The following is a 17575-nucleotide window of genomic DNA, read 5'->3' as shown; positions in this document are numbered from 1 at the left end:
TAGCCTCTACACAAACTATGCGGAAACGATAATTTGAGATACTAGGCGTTTTGTAAAAGGGACAACAATTAAACTGACTGGAAACGCCACCAGCATCGCTACAGCCCATGCCTTCGGCCAACTGGCAAACACTTCGCCCACAGTCGACGACTCTAGCGCCAACATAGTCAATGACATGACGCCGGACATCAAAAACGACATAACAAACGAAATAAGCAAGGGAGTTGCATAAGTCACAAGGACTCTGTTAGTTAACGAGTGATAGTTGATTGCTGTTAGAGGTAGATTCTTCATGCTTATTTTCCTCATTTAAAAAATAACAATGGTGAGTTCTTAAGCCAATTTTCCAAGTTTACCGGAAGTATAATCCGCTTCGATTTGAGCAATCTCAGCCTCCGAATCCATGATAAACGGTCCTTTCTGTACATATTTTTCATTTATAGGTTTTCCTGCAAACATCACAAACTGCGCACTTTCAGGAGCGGGATTGAGCACATGAATACTATTCCTTGCGCCAGGTACAACGTCTGATATCGCAAAAGCGTGGCCTGAGGAAAGCCTTACCTGCCTGCCACCAACCAAAACAATAAGCTCTCCTTTTACAGCATAAATCCATGCATTTTGCTGATCGTTTAATTGATGCGAGAAAGTCGCATTTGAATCAATGTGTCCATCAAGAATGGTCATCGGTAATGCAGGGGAATGACTGCCCGTAACGCCATTGCTTTCGCCAAGGACAATACGTACACGACAGCCTTCACACTCGATAATGGGCATGTCTTGAGCTTTAACATGCAGCGACTCAGGAGCACTTTTTCTGAGCGTCGAAGGTAGATTCACAAATGCTTGCAACCCGTGAATTTTTGACCCCGCACGAGGCGACTCATCATGGATAACGCCAGAGCCAGCTTTTAGCCAATATAGGTCGCCGGGCATGATATCGAAGTCATTTCCAAGTGAGTCTCGATTGTGGAATGGCCCCTCACTGTCTTCAAATAAGACAGAAACCGCTGAAAGACCTGCGTGCGGATGGGCACCAAAAGTGGGCTTGGTCATCCGGTAATGGTCCACCATTACAAGTGGATCCATCGCGCCTAAAAAATCTTTTTCGCGAAATGCCAGAGCTTCAAATCCATCACCGATGTTGAACACTTCGCCTAATTTCGCTGAAGTAACACTAGGCACCATGTCCAAATGATTCATGGTGTCAGCTGTAGATTTGAAAAATGTATTCATTTTTATTCACCAAATGATTTTTCCGAACCGATGAATACATTCTAGCGATAGAACGATAAAGCCTTGTAGATAGAAAAACCGAAAACAGTGTTCTATATTTAGAACATTGAGGCAAGATTCGCGAATGTGTAGAGAAATATGATTGATCTGAATGACTATTATTACTTCGTACACGTAGTAGAAAAACAAGGGTTTACGCCCGCAGCTGAAGCGCTAAATATGCCCAAATCACGTTTGAGTCGCCATGTTTCAAAACTAGAGGAAAGACTCGACATAAAGTTAATTCAGCGCACATCCCGCCAATTCAATGTCACGGAAACCGGCCAGCTCTTTTATCGACATGCTCGAGCTCTGCTTGACGAAATGGAGGCTGCGGAGGCAGCGATAGAGAGCAGGAAAACGTCCTTGACTGGACGGGTAACGATGAGCTGTTCGCTTGGGGTTGCTCAATTTGCCGTTAAAGATTTGATTGGAAGATTTCTGCAGGAGAATCCAAAAGTAGAGCTCGTCCAGCAAGTCACCAATCGGAATATAGATTTAGTCTCTTCTGGGATTGACTTGGCGATCAGGGGACATATTGAAACCTTACCAGACTCAAGCATCATTCAGAGAAGCCTTTGCACTGTATCCTGGCACCTGTTTGCCAGCCCTAATTACCTGGAAAAAACGGGCATCCCTCAAACACCTAATGACTTGTTTAAAAGGCAGAGTCTGAAGGTTGGCTGGCAACCCTCCACTGGTCACTGGATACTTCAAAATAATGAGGGACTCAAAACTACCGTCCCTTACAACCCACAACTTTGTAGTGATGACATGAGCACGCTGAAAACGGCAGCTATTAACGGTCTCGGTATTGTCAGCCTGCCCGCATACACGTGCCGGCATGAAGTTAATGAAGGGCAATTGGTAAGGGTACTACCTGATTGGGTGTCAGGTACTGCGCAATTGAGTTTACTCACGCCCTCACGAAGAGCCCAATCTCCTTCAGCGAAGGCGCTAGGCGAATTTTTACTAAACAACTTGAATAACCAGGTTGGAGACTGAAAACGCTGAATGAGGAATTTTTAACCGTTTTTAAGTAGCACAGGATTAACATGTTCATCAAGGTTAGTCGCGTGCAGAGCCGCAACCACAACTCCGCATGATAGTTCCATAAACAGAACGCACTGTTCAAGAAACACTCGTATACAGAGTCATTGGTCCATTGATATTGTTAAATTAACGCAGCACGGCATATAGCGTTAGCTGACTAATTGGTCATCGTCCCGTAAGTTGCCTTTGCATGATTTTTAATTTGAGAAAAGGGGGAGCAAGATGGATATCGAACGTTTCGGAATTATCTTAAATGTAGCCAACTTTGACGATTGTGTGTCCTTTTATAAATCATTGTTTGGGTTAAGAGAATTATTCACAAAACGTGATGGCGATTTTAGGTTGACCTGTCTGGAGTTTGGCTCCGCCTACTTAATGATTGAAACCGGCGGCGTTGCGGCCAGCCAGGAAAAAACATTTTCACAAAGCCCGACAGTGCTTCGGTTCCATGTTGAAGACACACAAAAGATAATCGAACAGGTACAGCGATATGATCTAAACGCCAAGCGGTTCCAAACAGATTGGGGAAATATCATTCGATGCATCGATCCTGACGGTAACCCCATCAGCATTAGAGAATCATCAGGTTTTGAAGGTTAAGACTAAATACTATTTATTTACCGAAACTGTTAAGGCGACAACTCAACTGTTCTACTGATCTACTGATCTACTGATCTACTGATCTACTGATCTACTGATCTACTGATCTACTGATCTACTGATCTACTGATCTACTGATCAACTTAACCCTATCCAATATGAGTGAGCGACATGAGAAACATTACAAAATTTATATTGTTAAGCATTTTTTTGACCGCAGACGCTGTTACAGCAACCCCTTCAGAAAGGTTTATTGTTAATTCAACTAATGAATCACCACTGTTGGATGGTCGTTGCGGTAACGACGATTGGGAACCTGCAACTAGTATCCAACTTCCCGCGGATGTAACGATATTCCTGATGCACGACAAAAAATATTTTTATATTTGCGTTAAAGGCAAGGCCGAAGACATTAATGTATTAGATCTTTATGTTGAAAGTGCTGATATTGGACAACCACATAAGTATCACCTTTCAGCTCAAATGGGGGAAAGCAAGCTTACGGAGAATGGTTGGGAAAGTACTTCTGTTCAAGGGGTTCGCAACGGTTATGCGGGTTTATGGGTTCCATATAGTGGTTTAAAAGATCCTGAAAATAGAAAGGACCCGACGTTTGAAAGGGGTACACATAGGCAGGTTCAAATTGCGCGTGATAAGTTTCCTGGAAATACATGGCATATGATGTTTACTGTCAGTGCCATAAAACATAATGATGCCTGGAGTGAGTTTACATTTCCCGAAAACGGTGACCCTGAAAATACACTCTCCTGGGGAACGTTTACTTTCACGATCTGAATGACTGAAGGCACACTCTTGTATGCATATTGCTGGTCAACTCATGTCTGCTTAACTCATACAGTAGGCATTTAATTTGCTCATGTCAGTCGCCTGCAATTCGCTCGAAGCCGCCACTTACCAATTCCGTCAACTTGCAGGGAATAGCATCCTAATCTGGGTACTGAAAAATCAGAGTATACGGGTATCTAAACTCTAAGAGTTGATAGCGGGTTTCCTTGTGTTCACTTACGGGATTGAAGCTGTCAATGTCGACTGAACCATAAGTATGTGACAGTGTGAACGGCATCCCCGTGTCGTAGATAGAAATACAAACCATTTTCTTGCTGTCCATCTGTTGGCACGCAACTTCTTCTCTGTTGCGGGACAAAATGGGGGAATAGCGAAACGCCTTCAGTCCCCGCCGCCAGATCCACTCTGTATAGGCATAGGTGGTGCCTTCTATGCGCTTTACAGAGGCTTGAACATCGGCGTCAATCGACACTGCAGCTGTGGGGTGAAAACTGTTGAAATGAATAGAGAACTTAGCGCCACTGGTACTTGTCCATTGAAGAAAAGAGTCGTTCCCGTTCTGTTGTGGAAATAGCGCAAACGCGCCAACCTGATATTTGGCAGGTCCAGTCACCATGTACGCTATCTGACTGTATTTCGAAAATAGCCACACATTAAATGCGGTTAGCACAAGCAGGAAAACTGTGATCCTTTTGATAAAACCTCCCTGGGTATCGCTTATCCACCTAGCCGATGGGAAACCACCCTCTGTCAGCGGTGAAATGTGCCGTTGGCGATGTGTTCACAGACAAACTTCTGCGTGAGCCCTCAGCGTCTCAATCCCTTTCGGGCAAGTCATTGCACACCGCGCAATGGATCCCTTTGCGGAACTGATAGATGCGGTTTGCGGCAAAGATCGCCAACGAGATCAGTGACCAGATGATGCCAAACTCGACGGCGTCTTGCAGGGCTTTGCCCTTCATATATTGCACACCACCAAAAAGTGTAAATAACAGCGGCAGTGCAACGGCATATTGAATTAACCATTTTTTAATCGGCATTGGTGCTCCTTTCCAAGTCAGCGAAGTAATGACCACACGACCGCCAGTTTCAGTGGCATTGTGCAAACAGCTTACCCGCCTCTGCCTTCAAACAACAGTGATATTCAGTCCTTCACTTGCCGTCGGCGGCTCGAAATAGCGTGTGACCTGATGGAATACTTCTTCGTTATCAAACTGTCGCCTGTCAGGCTGTTCATTCCTTCGTTTGGCCAGATTCTGTAAACAGTGCTGATCGGATTTTTCCAGGTAGATCAGTCGGTGCTGGCAGTGAACTTCTGCACACAGATCAACAAACCACGCTCGCTGCCTGACCGTATTGGCAGGAAAATCCATCACCACGTTAATACCTGCCCTCAACAATGCCTGAACATGTTGTCTGATAAAGGGTTTTATCTGTGCGGAATAACGTAAATAGTCATCGAAGGAGTGAATTTGCCCGGGATAATGGGCGGCCAGCCAGACATCTTCTGACAGGCAAATAACAGCGTGATCATCGCACAGTCGTTGTGCATAGGTCGACTTCCCTGCCGCCATCTTGCCACACAACAACGTCAGTGTGCCTTTATTCAACTTGCTTTCTCCACCGCTACAGCGGTTCAATCCTTTGTGTTGTCACTATTGTGTTGGGCTAAGCGAAGAAAAGCAACAAGCAGCAGACATATCGTCCACATCACCGGCTGAGCAGTTTCTTACAGGCAACAAAAAACCAGCCCGGAGGCTGGTTTTTTTATGGAGAAATGCAGGCTAATGACATTTTCCGTCTGTCAATGTAGAGAGGTATTTCATATGCCTACACCTCTCCATCGCTTAGCCTGTATTAAGCTTTCTTGTTGCGACGCGCAGCGCCACCGAAAGCCAGCAGACCCAGACCCATCAGTGCCAGAGCAGAAGGCTCAGGGATGGAGTTACCTTTCAGGTCAAAAGTACCGTTCAGCAGGCCAGGAGCACCGGCGGTAGGCTGGAACGAAGAAGTCAGAGTGATGTCGCCACCAGCTGCTTGAGTGTTGGTATCGAAGTTACCCATGGCCAAACCACCGATAACGTCCAGAACACCAGAACCAGTACCTTGGTCAGAACCGCTACCCAGAGCGATACCAGTACCAGTCAGCAAGTTGCTAGGGTTCAGAACCAGTTCCAACCACAGGTTACCGTCAGCAGCAGAAGCCATGGTACCGTCGAAATCAGGTGTTTGATCCACGAAGAACTTGATGTTCAGGTTTTTGAATTCAAAAGTACCGTCAACACCGCCCAGAGCCAGGTTAGGTGTACCAGCGAAATCGCTAGCCAGCTCCATTGAGAAAGTGAAGGTCAGTTCACATCCTGGGCAGAAGTCTGCACCGTTAGGCAGAGCGCTGTTGATTTGAGTCACTTGACCGCGACCACCTACAACGTCACCTGCATTTACAGCACCGGTTTCGAAAATAGTACCGTTAGCAACAAAGTCACCCAAATCAGGGAAAGACAGAGTTTGATCTGGATCCCAGGTCACGCCGCCAACAGTTACAGGAGAAGCAGTTGCAGTGGCAGTTGCCATAACACCTGCTGCGAATACTAAAGGAGTAAGAATCTTTTTCACAATAAATACCTCTACATCAACGTCAAAGTCAGGGAAGTGTTCCACTGACGCCAAAGATAATACAAGTGCTGTGCCAAACTTTTAAAACAAATTGAAAATAATTTACAAACCCTTGTTTTACAAGGCTTTTATAGGCCACCCTCTTTGCCCATTAAAATTACCCCGGCATCGCCAATTCACCCCATTGTAAAATTTACTGACGCTTGAATGGTGTATTTTTAAACAAACCGTTCACTTCCTCTGTGACGCAAAAGAGGGCCATCAGGCCCTCTTGTTTAATCATGCAATGAAAAATCTCGTGTCGAGATTAACGTGGCAATGATTGCAACATCTCACGTACCGCATCCGATGGCGATTTAACCCGCTGCAACACTTCCCTGGCTTTTTGCGCATTCCCTAACTGGGTATAGACCTTGGCCAGATGCACGGCGATATCACTGGCCTGTGGAAGCCGCTCGTTGGCCTTGTACAAGTGAGTAAAAGCCTGGTCTATGTTGCCACGCTCAAATGCGATGGTACCTGCCGTATCCAGTACATAGGGATTTTCCGGAGCCAAAGCCAGCGCCTTAGTCGCCGCGGCCTCGGCTTTATCCCATTGCTCAAGCTGCATCGCAACATAGGCCAGGTTATTCAGCGCAAAGAAATCATTCTGATCCTTTTCCGCTAAGCGTTCATAACTGTCAAACGCGTCCTGATAATAGCCATTTTGCAGATAAAACTCGGCGACCACGTGCAGCATGGCTGGCGTCGCTGTGGAAACCTTACCCATCTGTGCTTCCAGCGTCGCCCTTGCTTTCTCAACTTCGCCTACACCAACCTGTGACTTGGCTATCAAAATGGCCGACAAGAACGAAGGAGAACGACGATGATAGTCACTCAGTAGTGTCAGTGCATGTGCGTAACGCTTTTTAACTACTGCTACCTGCCCCTCATACAGGGACAAGCTCAAGCGTTCCCTATCAGACATGGGCAAACTTTTTGCTGCTTTTAACAACTCTTCGGCCCGGGCTATCTCCCCCAGCTTGGTGCGATAGTTAATTTCCAATAATTTGAACACCGTTACATTTGGCAGGTGTCGCTGTGCGGCTTCGGTGAGTGTCAGTGCCTGTGCATTGTCACCCATCAATTCGTTCATCCCAATCAGGCGTAAGTTTGCCATCTGTGACGCAGGCTCCTGTTCTACCCATCCCTGATAGAACTGCATCGCCTGCCTGTACTGACCTGCCTGGAAGTAAGCGTCGCCCAAGGTCATCTTACCCAGGGTATTCAGTCCACCCTGTTTTGGCTCAAGCAATGCAATCGCCCGCTCGGGGTCGTCATGATAGCGGGCATCGAGTGCAAGGCCGACAGTGGGCAGCGACAGTTCAGAGGCTTTACCGGTCAAACCGTTGAGAAAATCCTGCATGTCTTTGCGTTGGTCAAGGGTGTCTGCCAACACAACCAGCGCCAGTATCCCTTTCATGTTATCCGGTTGCTCGGTCAACACCTGTTTTGCCAATGCATAGGCTTTTTCAGGTTGCTGACCACGCTGATAGGCATCAACAAGGTACAGCTGCGCATCCATTTGCTGCGGATTCTCGGCCAATACACTTTCCAATACGCTGGCAGCATTGACATAATCCTGACCTTCCAGATAGACAAACCCTTCCAGCACTCGCCCTTGAACCGGCGCATGCTGCTGCCACTGTTTGGCCACCTCTACCGCTGCGGCCTGGTCGTTGCTGCGAAGGTGCGCTTTGGCCAGTTGTATCCACGCCACACGTTTATCCGGGTCCTGGGCCACAACATCACGCAATTCATCAATCACGGCCTGTTCATTAATGCCTGCGTTCATCAGCGCACGCTGTACTTTGAAGTCAAGGTTGTCATCATCCAGAGACGTGGCCTGGTTCATGAATCCCCGCGCCTCATCCAGATCCCCACTGGCAGCCAACTGCATGCCCGCTTCGGCATACATACTGGCATCCGCCAACTGTCGCTCGTTAATGTTTCTAAGCGTTGCCGCCGCTTCCTCGGTATAGCCAAGACGCAGTTGCACCTGGGCCAGTAAACGCTCAACGGCGCCGTTATTAAAGCCTTCACGATTGGTTACGTTGACCAGGTGTTTGAGGGCCTGTTCGTTGGCAGCCAGACGGTGCGCGCTGACACCGGCAATGATCCTGGCTTGCACCGTATCCACACCGTTCTGAATCGCTTGCTCGGCAAACTGCATCGCGGGCTCATAGTTGTCTTCCCGATAGGCCAGGCGGGCTTTGTAGAAATTGGTCATCGGGCTGTTTTTGTTCATCGCAAACAGCGCGTCAACTCGGCTTATCGCCTTATCCCACTGCCCGGCCTGCATCAATGCTTCAATCAGGTGAAAGTTGGTCGAGTTAGGATGAGGTACAACCGTTTTCACCTGTTCAAAGGCAGTGACAGCACTGTCATAATCACCTTGTCGAAACGCAGCAACGCCGCGCAAAAAGGCTTGTTCCGGTACGTACTCGCCAGCGGGCAACTGAGACAACGCAGCCACAGCCTCAGCATTGGCGTTGTTGTTCAGCAACACATAAGCATTGCCCAGTGTTGCTTCGGTGCCCTGCAGCTGTTGCAGCAGTGTTGTCGGTGATTCACCACCGTTATCCGGCAGGCGCAACGCCGCCAACAAACGGTATAGGTTGACGATATTGACCGTTTGCGGACTCACACCATCAAGCATTCCTGCCAGTCGTTCAAAGCCCTCCAGTTGTTCACTGTGATACAGGGCAAAGGCTAACTTCGGTAACACCCGTTCAGCACTGGCGCCATTGTCCAGCGCTTTGTTCAGTTCTTTCTCGGCGGCCAGTAATTGTCCATCTTCAACATACGCCTCGCCCAGCAACGCGCGCACCGTGGGATCATCGGGGCTTTGCATCACGGCATTTTTTAACTCAATGATGGCGGCAGCGTGATTTTGCTGTGCCATGTGCGATTGTGCTTTGGCCACCAACTCGTCACTGGACTGTTGAGAACAGCCGGTGCCTAACAATACCACCAGCGATGATGCCAGGGCGTGTTTGCGAAATGTTTTCATGAATCGTCCTCTTTCCTTCAAAACCCGAGGCATACTCCAGTCCCGGGCAAATCAGCCTTAATTTGCGCTTAACAGACCACGGGTATCGACCACCAACTTGGTGTTCACATCCGTGACGGACAACGCTTTAAACGGCTTATGGTCCACCAGCACAACCAATACGTTGGCCCGCGACAATGCTTCTTCCAGCCCGACCAGCGCGACATCCGTCTTTTCAAGGCTGGCTGGCAACGCCGTGATGTTAGGTTCTACCGCCAACACTTCACCGATGTCCATGTCCGCCAACTGACGGGTAATATCCAGTGCCGGGCTTTCCCGCAAGTCATCGATATCCGGTTTAAATGCAAGCCCCAGACAGGCAATCACAGGACGCTTGAATTCATCCGCGGCTTTTTTCACTTGCTGGATAACATACCCCGGCTTGGCGTCATTGATTTCCCGGGCGGTGCGTATCATGCGAGCTGATTGCGGTGCAGAGTCCACAATAAACCACGGATCAACAGCGATACAATGACCACCGACACCCGGTCCCGGACTCAGAATATTAACCCGCGGATGGCGGTTAGCCAGGCGGATTAGCTCCCACACATTGATTTTCAGCTCATCACAGATGATCGACAATTCGTTGGCAAACGCGATGTTGACATCGCGGAAGGAGTTTTCCGTCAGTTTGGCCATCTCGGCGGTACGGGCATTGGTTTGAATGCAATCCCCTCGCACGAAGGTTTTGTACAATTCGATCGCTTTGGCACTGCACGCCGGTGACATGCCACCGATGATCCGGTCATTGGACACCAGCTCCTCAAGCACCCGACCCGGTAATACACGCTCAGGACAGTGAGCAACGAACATATCCGCAGACTTGCCGGATTGCCCGGGGAAACTCAGGTCTGGTCGTAAACCTTGCAGCCAACTGGCCAGTTGTTCGGTAGCACCAACCGGAGAGGTCGATTCCAGGATCACCAAATTACCTTTTTCCAACACCGGGGCAATCGCTTCTGCCGCCTGCTGAATGTAGCTCAGGTCGGGCTGTTTACCTTCTTTAAACGGTGTCGGTACGGCGATCATAAAAGCATCGGCCGGCTCCGGCGTCAGTGATGCGCGTAATTTACCCATGGTTACTGCAGCCTGCACCACCATGTCCAAATCAGGCTCGACAATGTGCACTTTGCCCTGATTAATGGTATCCACGGCCCGCTGAGACACGTCAATACCAATCACTTCAATGCCCCTGGATGCAATCACCGCCGCGGTCGGTAAACCAATATACCCAAGCCCCACGACTGACACTTTTTCAAAAGCCATACAACAATCCTAATTCGCTAATATGATCTGTGCGATCCGCTCGCACGCTTTGCCATCGCCATACGGGTTATGGGCAAAGGCCATTTGTTGATAGGCCGCCGAATCAGTCAACAATGTCGTTGCCTGCTCCACGATGGCCTGATAATCCGTTCCCACCAGCTTCACCGTGCCGGCCTCAACCGCTTCCGGGCGCTCGGTAGTATCACGCATCACCAACACCGGTTTACCCAGTGAAGGGGCTTCTTCCTGCACCCCACCCGAGTCGGTCAGGATGATGGTGGCCTTACTCATCAGATAAACGAACGGCAGGTAATCCTGCGGTTCAATCAGAAACACATTGTCGATGCCTTTGAGCAACCGATTGACCGGCTCCTGCACATTCGGGTTGAGATGCACCGGATAGAGTATTTGCACATCGGGCTGCTCTGACAAGGTTTTCAGGGCCCGACAGATGTTCTCAAAGCCGCCACCAAAACTCTCGCGACGGTGGCCTGTCACCAGGATCAGCTTTTTAGCCGGATCCAGAAAGTCAAAGCGCTTGGCCATCGTATCATTGAGGGAATCGTCAGTGCGGATTTTCTCTTCCACCTGGATCAAGGCGTCAATCACCGTATTGCCGGTCACATGAATGGCATCCGCTGCTTTGTTCTCTGCTAAAAGATTCTGTTGTGCCCGTTCGGTCGGGGCAAAATGCAACGCCGTCATGGCGCCGGTCAAAGTACGATTGATTTCTTCCGGCCACGGGCTGTAGATATCCCCTGTGCGCAGACCCGCTTCAACGTGGCCCACCGGAATGCGTTGATAAAATGCCGCCAGCGACGCCGCAAAGGTGGTGGTCGTATCACCGTGTACCAGCACCAGGTCCGGTTCGGCCTGTTTGAACACATCGCGCAATCCCAGCAGGGCTTTACTGGTGATATCGTACAAATCCTGTCCTGGTTGCATCAAATCAAGATCGTAATCCGGCGTCAGTGCAAACAGCGCCAACACCTGGTCGAGCATTTCACGGTGTTGCGCGGTCACGCAAACCTGTACGTCGAGCGCCTGATGGCGGCGCAATTCAAGCACCAGCGGAGCCATTTTGATGGCTTCAGGACGCGTGCCAAACACCAACAATACTTTCTTGTAGGCCATGAATGATCCTTTTCGCTAAAAGTGGAAGGGACGTGGCTTCTTATACCTTGGACTCGACAAAGGTGCACAGCGACCCGAATGTCTCAAACACATCAGCACTGATTTCATCATCATCCACTTCGATACCAAAGGTATCTTCAATGGCAGTGATAACACTGACAACCGCCATGGAATCAAATTCAGGGATAGCACCCAGCAAAGGGGTATCCTCATCAAACGTCTCGTCACTGGAGAGTTGCAGAACATCGATCAAAATATCTTTCACCAGAGCGGGTGTATTCATTGTGATAGTACCTGTATTATTACGTCTTTTCGTGTGGACAGAGCAGGGCTCCATTGTCATCATGCTATTGTTCCATTATTTATTCGAATAAGAAATAGTTGCTGGACAACAAATAGAGAGTTAATGCAGTTATGGTGACCTTCTTTGATCAACTGGTTTCACACACCGCCCAACGGACACCCGAGGCTCACGCACTCATCTTTAAGCGTGAAGAGCTGACTTACGCGCAACTGGAAGCGCAAGTTGAACAAGCCGCAGGGGGCCTTGCCGGCATCGGACTTTCCCGTCACAGCAGGGTTGCAGTGTTTCTCCCCAAACGCATCGAAACCATTGTTTCGCTGTTTGCCAGCAGCCGGGCGCACGGTGTATTCGTACCGGTCAATCCGGTCCTCAAAGCCCCTCAGGTACAACATATCCTGAATGATTGTGATGTGCAGATACTGATCACCAGCAGTGATCGGCTCAAAGGCTTACAAGACATATTGCCTGATTGTCCGGCACTGCAACACATCGTACTGGTTGATAAGCTTCCCGCCACCGAGATGACCACGCTCCCCGTAACCCTGTGGAGCGAAATGCCTCAGGGACAGATTACCCATCAACATCGTGTTGATAACGATATGGCGGCCATTCTGTACACGTCTGGCAGCACAGGTAAACCCAAAGGCGTCGTGCTATCACACCGTAACTTAGTCTGTGGTGCCATGAGCGTCAGCCAATACCTGGAAAACAACGCAGATGATGTGATACTGGCGCTGTTACCACTGAGTTTCGACTATGGTCTGAGCCAGGTCACTACTGCCTTTCTGGTCGGGGCCACCTGTGTTTTACTCGACTACCTTCTGCCGGGTGATGTGGTCAAGACCATGGCCAAGCACCAGGTCACCGGACTGGCTGCGGTACCGCCACTGTGGCAACAGTTGATGAAAGTGAACTGGCCACAGGAAGCCACCCATCAGTTGCGCTATTTCACCAATTCCGGTGGCGCAATGCCCAAGGTGACGCTGGATAAACTGCGCGAAACCTTCCCTAACGCCCATCCCTATCTGATGTACGGCCTGACAGAAGCGTTTCGCAGCACCTACCTTCATCCATCACAAGTGGATCAGCGCCCAGGCTCTATGGGCAAGGCTATCCCTAACGCTGAAATCATGGTGGTGCGCGAAGACGGCAGCGAGTGTGATGTGGATGAGCCGGGTGAACTGGTGCATCGCGGTCCGCACGTTAGTCTTGGCTATTGGAATGACAGTGAAAAAACCGCCGAACGGTTCAAGCCGGTGCCCAGCAAACAAAACGGACTGATATTGCAGGAGATGGCAGTTTGGTCGGGAGACACTGTCAAACGGGATGCCGAGGGCTACCTGTACTTTGTTGGTCGGCGAGATGAGATGATCAAGACCTCCGGCTATCGGGTCAGTCCGATGGAAGTGGAAGAAGCCTTGTACCAGGGTATCGAAGCGCTGGCTGAAGTGGTCGCCTGTGGCGTCAATGATCTTGAGCTTGGACAGGCCATTGTGGTGCTGATGGTATTAAAAGAAGGTGAGGCGCTGGACGAAAACGCATTGCTGGCATTGTGCAAAAAGCACCTGCCCAATTTCATGCACCCCAAGCATTTGGAAGTCCATGAAGCACTACCGCGCAACCCGAACGGCAAAGTTGACCGTAGCACCCTGAGCAAAGCGATGAAGGAAAAATACAGCAATGGCTAAACCTACCCCCGTACACGCGCCAATGGATCAGTTTGCGCAGCAAGCAAATCAGCTGTTGATTGGCGGTCATACGCTGGATGATATTGCCCGTCTGCTCGACAAAGCGGTGTTCTACGCCTACGACACTTCCGTGGTAAAAGCGCAAATTGACAAGTTTCACCAGCACATTCCGGCCCCGATCAAATTGCATTATGCGATCAAAGCCAACCCTTATGCGCCCTTGGTCAACACCATGCGCGACTGGGTGGAAGGCTTTGATGTGGCTTCGCAGAAAGAAATGTTGCTGGCCCTGCAAACGGGCATGCCTGCGGATGACATCAGCTTTGCTGGCCCCAGCAAGCAGGAAGCCGAAATTGAAGCCGCCATTGTTGCGGGCGTCACCCTGCATGTCGAGTCTGCGCTGGAGTTGTCCAGAGCGGTCAGCCTTGGTGAGCAGTTGGGTAAGAAACCCAAAGTGGCTTTTCGCGTCAATCCGGCGTTTGAATTAAAAGCCTCCGGCATGAAGATGGGCGGTGGTCCCAAGCAATTCGGGCTGGATGAAGAGTTCCTGTTCGACTGGTTGCCCACACTCGATTACAACACCTTTGAATTCCGTGGCTTCCATATTTTCTGGGGCTCACAGAACCTCAAAGTCGATGCCATCACCGAGGCCCATACCAACACCTTCGCACTGGCAGATAAGCTTGTAAAAGCGACGCCGGTTCCAACCCGCACCATCAATATCGGCGGCGGTTTTGGTATTCCCTACTTCCCCGGCGAACAACGGCTTGAACTGGCCCCGATTGGCGAAAACCTGACGGCGTTATTGCAGCAGTACCCGCACCTGGCGGCACTGGAGTTGATCATCGAACTGGGACGCTATCTGGTTGCAGAGGCCGGTGTGTACGCCAGCCGTATTACCGACATCAAGACATCCCGCGGCCATACGTTTGTGATGACCAATGGTGGCCTGCACCATCATTTGTCCAACTCCGGCAATTTTGGCCAGGTGATCCGTAAAAACTATCCTGTGGCGATCGGAAACAAACTGGGTGACGGGTTTGAAAAAACGCTGGTTACCGCGGTAGGTCCTCTGTGTACGCCGCTCGACACACTGGCGGACAAGATGGCGTTGAACGATCCTCAACTGGGCGACTGGCTTGTGGTGTTTCAGTCCGGAGCCTATGGTCCGACCGCAAGTCCACAGGATTTTCTCGGCCATCCACACGTGCACGAAATCTGCCTGTAGCCAAAACAGCAAGCACGACCACACGGGCTCCCGTGTGGTCGCAGACCCTCAGTCTTTGTTTTTCAGACCCGCCAGCAACAAACCCAGCTCATAACGCCGGGCGGCATCATCGTCACTGTGTTGTTGATGCAACGGGATAGGCGCATAACCACATTTTTCCAGCGTTGGATTCATGATGGTCGCCAGGTCTCCCTTGGTGCGCGCGCTGAGCCCGTCACCACGGGACACACTGCCCGCTTCGATGGCTGTTTTGCCGTAGGTTTTCCAGTCCCCCAGTCCCAATGAGTCCTTGTCCTGCAAGGCAGTGTCAATCAGATCGTCGGGGCACGTCTCTGCACACACAGACAATGCACCTGAGAGCACGTCATGAGGCGCAGCGACCAGGTCTTCGTACTTGATCAATGCCGCATCGTGCGGGTGACGCTGAGCAAAGGCCAGCAACTGTTCCGTCAGCGCAACCCACAGATGGGCAAACGCTTCCAGCGGCTTGGGGTACCGTCGGATGTAGTCGTGGACTTCCTGCAAGTACGCCTGATTCTTGTCACACAGCTCCTGCATACTGACCACGAAGTCGAGACCATGCCGGATCATGCACAGGTAGTGCACCTGCTCGCCACACACCCGTTCGATATCGTCAATGTGGAAGCTGTCAAAGGCGGTTTTCTCCGCCCACCGGGCTTTGCCCTGGCGACGGGCATAATCACGGTGAAACCCGAACGCCATGTCTCGCAAACGGTTCAAGATCTCTGCCTGCGCAAAACCGGCGTGCTTCAGGCCAGCTTCAACACCCACCTCAACCCCTTCAGCAATGGTTTCACGATGCAAAAAACGCGCGCAGGCCGACAACAGGTTGGTTTCCCCTGGGCACGCAATGCGCGGGTGGGCATTGAGTAATCGACGTAACAAGGTGGTTCCGGAGCGTGGTGTTCCGAGCACCACGATCCCTTCCCGAGCCTCCTGTTGGGGCTTTCTGAGTGCTTGTACAGAAGAGAAGTCAGCACGATAGTCATCCGCCAGAGGCGTGATGGTTGCGCCTTGTTGGTCACGCTGGATAGCGAACTCCTGCGGATAAGGATGACTGATAAAATTGACCGGGCTGGAGGTTGCGCCATAACCACCGGAGCAACCAATTGAGACCAGGTCGCCAACCGAGAGTCCGTCAAAAGCCACACCGTGGCCCAGCGTATCGATACTGGTACACAGTGACCCTACGAGGTTAACTTTGCCGTTCTCCACCGCAGTGGACTGCTGTGTGTTGGCAATACGCTGCATCTGATAGTTGCGATGTATCACGCTGCCAAGGTGACCACAGGCACCGAGATGGTGATGCATTCCGCCGTCACAGACGCCGATGGTGGTTCCACGGGATTCCTTGGTCGATACCACGGACGTTACATAGTTGCCTGCTTCGCCCACCAGCCAACGGCCCAATTCAAGGTATAATCCGGTGTCTTTGAAGCGGGACTGTGCCTTTAACCCTTTCAGTTGCGGTAACGCACCGGCGATAACCTCATCAATGTCGAGGGTTTGCATGCCCTCATGGTAAGGGATCCCAAACGCCGAACCGAAAATCAGCGCTTGCGGCTCAATGTCAGCGTACTCACTGAACTGTTCAAACAAGCGAATGAAATTGGCGAAGTTTTCGCAAATCGCTGACGGCGTCAAACACTGGGTGCCGGAGTAGATATGAAAGCCGACCAACGCCAGGTGCTCCGAGGCCTTGATCTGGTCAATCGCCGCTTCAACATGTTCTTCGTCAACGCCAAATTGATTGGGCTTACCGGACATATTCACCCCAAACCCTTTTGGCAGGTGTTGTGGCGATACCCGGATCAGGATCGACTGCTGACGTTGTGCATCCGCACAAATGTCATTGAGCATGTCGATTTCGCGGGGAGACTCGACGATGATCTTACCCACCCCACTGTTAACCGCATGTTCGAGCTCCCAGCGCTGCTTACCAGGCCCGGTAAAACTGATCTTGGCGGCATCCCAACCGGCATCAAGCGCACGGATCAATTCCCCGCCAGAGGATATGTCCAGTGACGGCAATTGTGCCTTAAATCGCTCCAGGAATACGCGGTGAGGATTGCACTTCATGGCATAGCTGATCTTGAACAGTCCTTCAAACCCCTCGTTAAGGGTCTTGATCCGTTGATCAACCATGTCCAGATCGTAGACAAAAAACGGCGTACCGTGTTGTCGGGCAATGTGCTGGATTAGCGGCGCTTCGATGAACATGATCAGGCGTCTTTAGCTGCGTCCACAAAGGACAGGATGCGGTTAATACTATCAAGGTTATCAAGCTGGATATCCGAAGGATTAAGCTTAATATCCGCGGATTGCTCAATGAACATGATCAGTTCCACCATGCTGAAAGAATCCAGCAGGTTGGAAGAAAAAAGGGCTGCGTCCGCGTCCAAATCATTCGGATCGACGCCCATATTGTCCTGCAAAAACGCGGTTAACGCTGCTTCATTCAATGCCATGATATTTCCTCTCTGATCGTCATG

Annotated in this window: 17 protein-coding genes; 5 read left to right on the top strand and 12 right to left on the bottom strand. The window is 50.4% G+C overall.

Translation table 11 applies throughout. The features are described from left to right. Positions 1-15: 15 nt before the first annotated feature. Together LJ739_RS01410 and LJ739_RS01405 are read right to left on the bottom strand one after the other, a co-directional pair. Complete coding sequence (locus LJ739_RS01410) at positions 16-294, bottom strand: DUF2798 domain-containing protein (RefSeq protein ID WP_229156812.1); 279 nt, start codon at positions 292-294, stop codon at positions 16-18. Between the two features lie 39 nt (positions 295-333). Further along, positions 334-1236 carry a pirin family protein gene (locus tag LJ739_RS01405; protein ID WP_229156811.1) on the bottom strand — a complete coding sequence of 301 codons (903 nt, stop codon included), beginning with the start codon at positions 1234-1236 and terminating at the stop codon, positions 334-336. A 138-nt stretch (positions 1237-1374) separates the two neighbouring features. On the opposite strand from LJ739_RS01405, the gene LJ739_RS01400 reads away from it, so the two are divergent. The 3 genes from LJ739_RS01400 to LJ739_RS01390 all read left to right on the top strand — a co-directional run bounded on the left by LJ739_RS01400 (position 1375) and on the right by LJ739_RS01390 (position 3723). Continuing rightward, entirely contained in the window at positions 1375-2280 is a 906-nt protein-coding gene (locus tag LJ739_RS01400) for a LysR substrate-binding domain-containing protein (RefSeq protein ID WP_229156810.1), read from the top strand. A gap of 270 nt (positions 2281-2550) precedes the next feature. Beyond that, the gene (locus LJ739_RS01395) at positions 2551-2928 is read left to right on the top strand and encodes a VOC family protein (RefSeq protein ID WP_229156809.1); all 378 of its coding nucleotides are present in this window, start codon (positions 2551-2553) and stop codon (positions 2926-2928) included. 171 nt (positions 2929-3099) lie between these two features. Beyond that, entirely contained in the window at positions 3100-3723 is a 624-nt protein-coding gene (locus tag LJ739_RS01390; RefSeq protein ID WP_229156808.1) for a hypothetical protein, read from the top strand. A gap of 151 nt (positions 3724-3874) precedes the next feature. Here the strand turns inward: LJ739_RS01390 and LJ739_RS01385 are convergent, their stop codons facing one another. The 8 genes from LJ739_RS01385 to LJ739_RS01350 form a co-directional block, all read right to left on the bottom strand. Then, positions 3875-4351, bottom strand: a complete 477-nt coding sequence (locus LJ739_RS01385; RefSeq protein ID WP_229156807.1) for a hypothetical protein — start codon at positions 4349-4351, stop codon at positions 3875-3877. Between the two features lie 199 nt (positions 4352-4550). After that, positions 4551-4775, bottom strand: a complete 225-nt coding sequence (locus LJ739_RS01380) for a hypothetical protein (RefSeq protein ID WP_229156806.1) — start codon at positions 4773-4775, stop codon at positions 4551-4553. 87 nt (positions 4776-4862) lie between these two features. Continuing rightward, entirely contained in the window at positions 4863-5345 is a 483-nt protein-coding gene (locus LJ739_RS01375; protein ID WP_229156805.1) for an AAA family ATPase, read from the bottom strand. Between the two features lie 247 nt (positions 5346-5592). Beyond that, complete coding sequence (locus LJ739_RS01370) at positions 5593-6351, bottom strand: PEP-CTERM sorting domain-containing protein (protein ID WP_229156804.1); 759 nt, start codon at positions 6349-6351, stop codon at positions 5593-5595. 307 nt (positions 6352-6658) lie between these two features. After that, positions 6659-9403 carry an XrtA/PEP-CTERM system TPR-repeat protein PrsT gene (gene prsT, locus LJ739_RS01365; RefSeq protein WP_229156803.1) on the bottom strand — a complete coding sequence of 915 codons (2745 nt, stop codon included), beginning with the start codon at positions 9401-9403 and terminating at the stop codon, positions 6659-6661. 57 nt (positions 9404-9460) lie between these two features. Beyond that, positions 9461-10708 (bottom strand): UDP-N-acetyl-D-mannosamine dehydrogenase, encoded by a 1248-nt coding sequence (gene wecC, locus LJ739_RS01360; protein WP_229156802.1) that lies wholly within the window; start codon positions 10706-10708, stop codon positions 9461-9463. A 9-nt stretch (positions 10709-10717) separates the two neighbouring features. After that, positions 10718-11842 (bottom strand): non-hydrolyzing UDP-N-acetylglucosamine 2-epimerase, encoded by a 1125-nt coding sequence (wecB, locus tag LJ739_RS01355; protein ID WP_229156801.1) that lies wholly within the window; start codon positions 11840-11842, stop codon positions 10718-10720. 40 nt (positions 11843-11882) lie between these two features. Then, positions 11883-12125, bottom strand: a complete 243-nt coding sequence (locus LJ739_RS01350) for an acyl carrier protein (protein ID WP_229156800.1) — start codon at positions 12123-12125, stop codon at positions 11883-11885. A gap of 131 nt (positions 12126-12256) precedes the next feature. On the opposite strand from LJ739_RS01350, the gene LJ739_RS01345 reads away from it, so the two are divergent. Together LJ739_RS01345 and LJ739_RS01340 are read left to right on the top strand one after the other, a co-directional pair. Then, complete coding sequence (locus LJ739_RS01345) at positions 12257-13834, top strand: acyl-CoA ligase (AMP-forming), exosortase A system-associated (RefSeq protein WP_229156799.1); 1578 nt, start codon at positions 12257-12259, stop codon at positions 13832-13834. Next, on the top strand, positions 13827-15062 hold the full coding sequence (locus tag LJ739_RS01340) for a pyridoxal-dependent decarboxylase, exosortase A system-associated (protein WP_229156798.1): 1236 nt from the start codon (positions 13827-13829) through the stop codon (positions 15060-15062). The genes LJ739_RS01345 and LJ739_RS01340 overlap by 8 nt, the downstream gene beginning before the upstream one ends. 48 nt (positions 15063-15110) lie before the next feature. On the opposite strand, the gene LJ739_RS01335 is transcribed toward LJ739_RS01340, so the two are convergent. Beyond that, positions 15111-17303: a sulfotransferase gene (locus LJ739_RS01335; protein WP_229156797.1), complete on the bottom strand. Its 2193-nt coding sequence runs from the start codon at positions 17301-17303 to the stop codon at positions 15111-15113. A 2-nt stretch (positions 17304-17305) separates the two neighbouring features. After that, a complete protein-coding gene (locus tag LJ739_RS01330) occupies positions 17306-17551 on the bottom strand; it encodes an acyl carrier protein (RefSeq protein WP_229156796.1) in 246 nt (81 codons plus the stop codon). Positions 17552-17575 lie beyond the last annotated feature (24 nt).

The organism is Fluctibacter halophilus (assembly GCF_020687825.1).
Taxonomy (GTDB): Bacteria; Pseudomonadota; Gammaproteobacteria; order Enterobacterales; family Alteromonadaceae; genus Fluctibacter; species Fluctibacter halophilus.
The sequence above is the reverse complement of the archived record's forward strand: the minus strand, read 5'-3'. Positions and strand labels throughout refer to the sequence as shown.

Excerpts from the sequence above, each read along its gene's own strand:
- LJ739_RS01395 (WP_229156809.1), top strand. The coding sequence starts at position 2,551 with ATGGATATCGAACGTTTCGGAATTATCTTAAATGTAGCCAACTTTGAC.
- LJ739_RS01380 (WP_229156806.1), bottom strand. The coding sequence starts at position 4,775 with ATGCCGATTAAAAAATGGTTAATTCAATATGCCGTTGCACTGCCGCTG.
- LJ739_RS01390 (WP_229156808.1), top strand. The coding sequence starts at position 3,100 with ATGAGAAACATTACAAAATTTATATTGTTAAGCATTTTTTTGACCGCA.
- LJ739_RS01350 (WP_229156800.1), bottom strand. The coding sequence starts at position 12,125 with ATGAATACACCCGCTCTGGTGAAAGATATTTTGATCGATGTTCTGCAA.
- LJ739_RS01410 (WP_229156812.1), bottom strand. The coding sequence starts at position 294 with ATGAAGAATCTACCTCTAACAGCAATCAACTATCACTCGTTAACTAAC.
- LJ739_RS01405 (WP_229156811.1), bottom strand. The coding sequence starts at position 1,236 with ATGAATACATTTTTCAAATCTACAGCTGACACCATGAATCATTTGGAC.
- LJ739_RS01340 (WP_229156798.1), top strand. The coding sequence starts at position 13,827 with ATGGCTAAACCTACCCCCGTACACGCGCCAATGGATCAGTTTGCGCAG.
- LJ739_RS01335 (WP_229156797.1), bottom strand. The coding sequence starts at position 17,303 with ATGTTCATCGAAGCGCCGCTAATCCAGCACATTGCCCGACAACACGGT.
- LJ739_RS01400 (WP_229156810.1), top strand. The coding sequence starts at position 1,375 with ATGATTGATCTGAATGACTATTATTACTTCGTACACGTAGTAGAAAAA.
- wecB (WP_229156801.1), bottom strand. The coding sequence starts at position 11,842 with ATGGCCTACAAGAAAGTATTGTTGGTGTTTGGCACGCGTCCTGAAGCC.
- LJ739_RS01345 (WP_229156799.1), top strand. The coding sequence starts at position 12,257 with ATGGTGACCTTCTTTGATCAACTGGTTTCACACACCGCCCAACGGACA.
- wecC (WP_229156802.1), bottom strand. The coding sequence starts at position 10,708 with ATGGCTTTTGAAAAAGTGTCAGTCGTGGGGCTTGGGTATATTGGTTTA.
- LJ739_RS01330 (WP_229156796.1), bottom strand. The coding sequence starts at position 17,551 with ATGGCATTGAATGAAGCAGCGTTAACCGCGTTTTTGCAGGACAATATG.
- LJ739_RS01385 (WP_229156807.1), bottom strand. The coding sequence starts at position 4,351 with ATGGTGACTGGACCTGCCAAATATCAGGTTGGCGCGTTTGCGCTATTT.
- prsT (WP_229156803.1), bottom strand. The coding sequence starts at position 9,403 with ATGAAAACATTTCGCAAACACGCCCTGGCATCATCGCTGGTGGTATTG.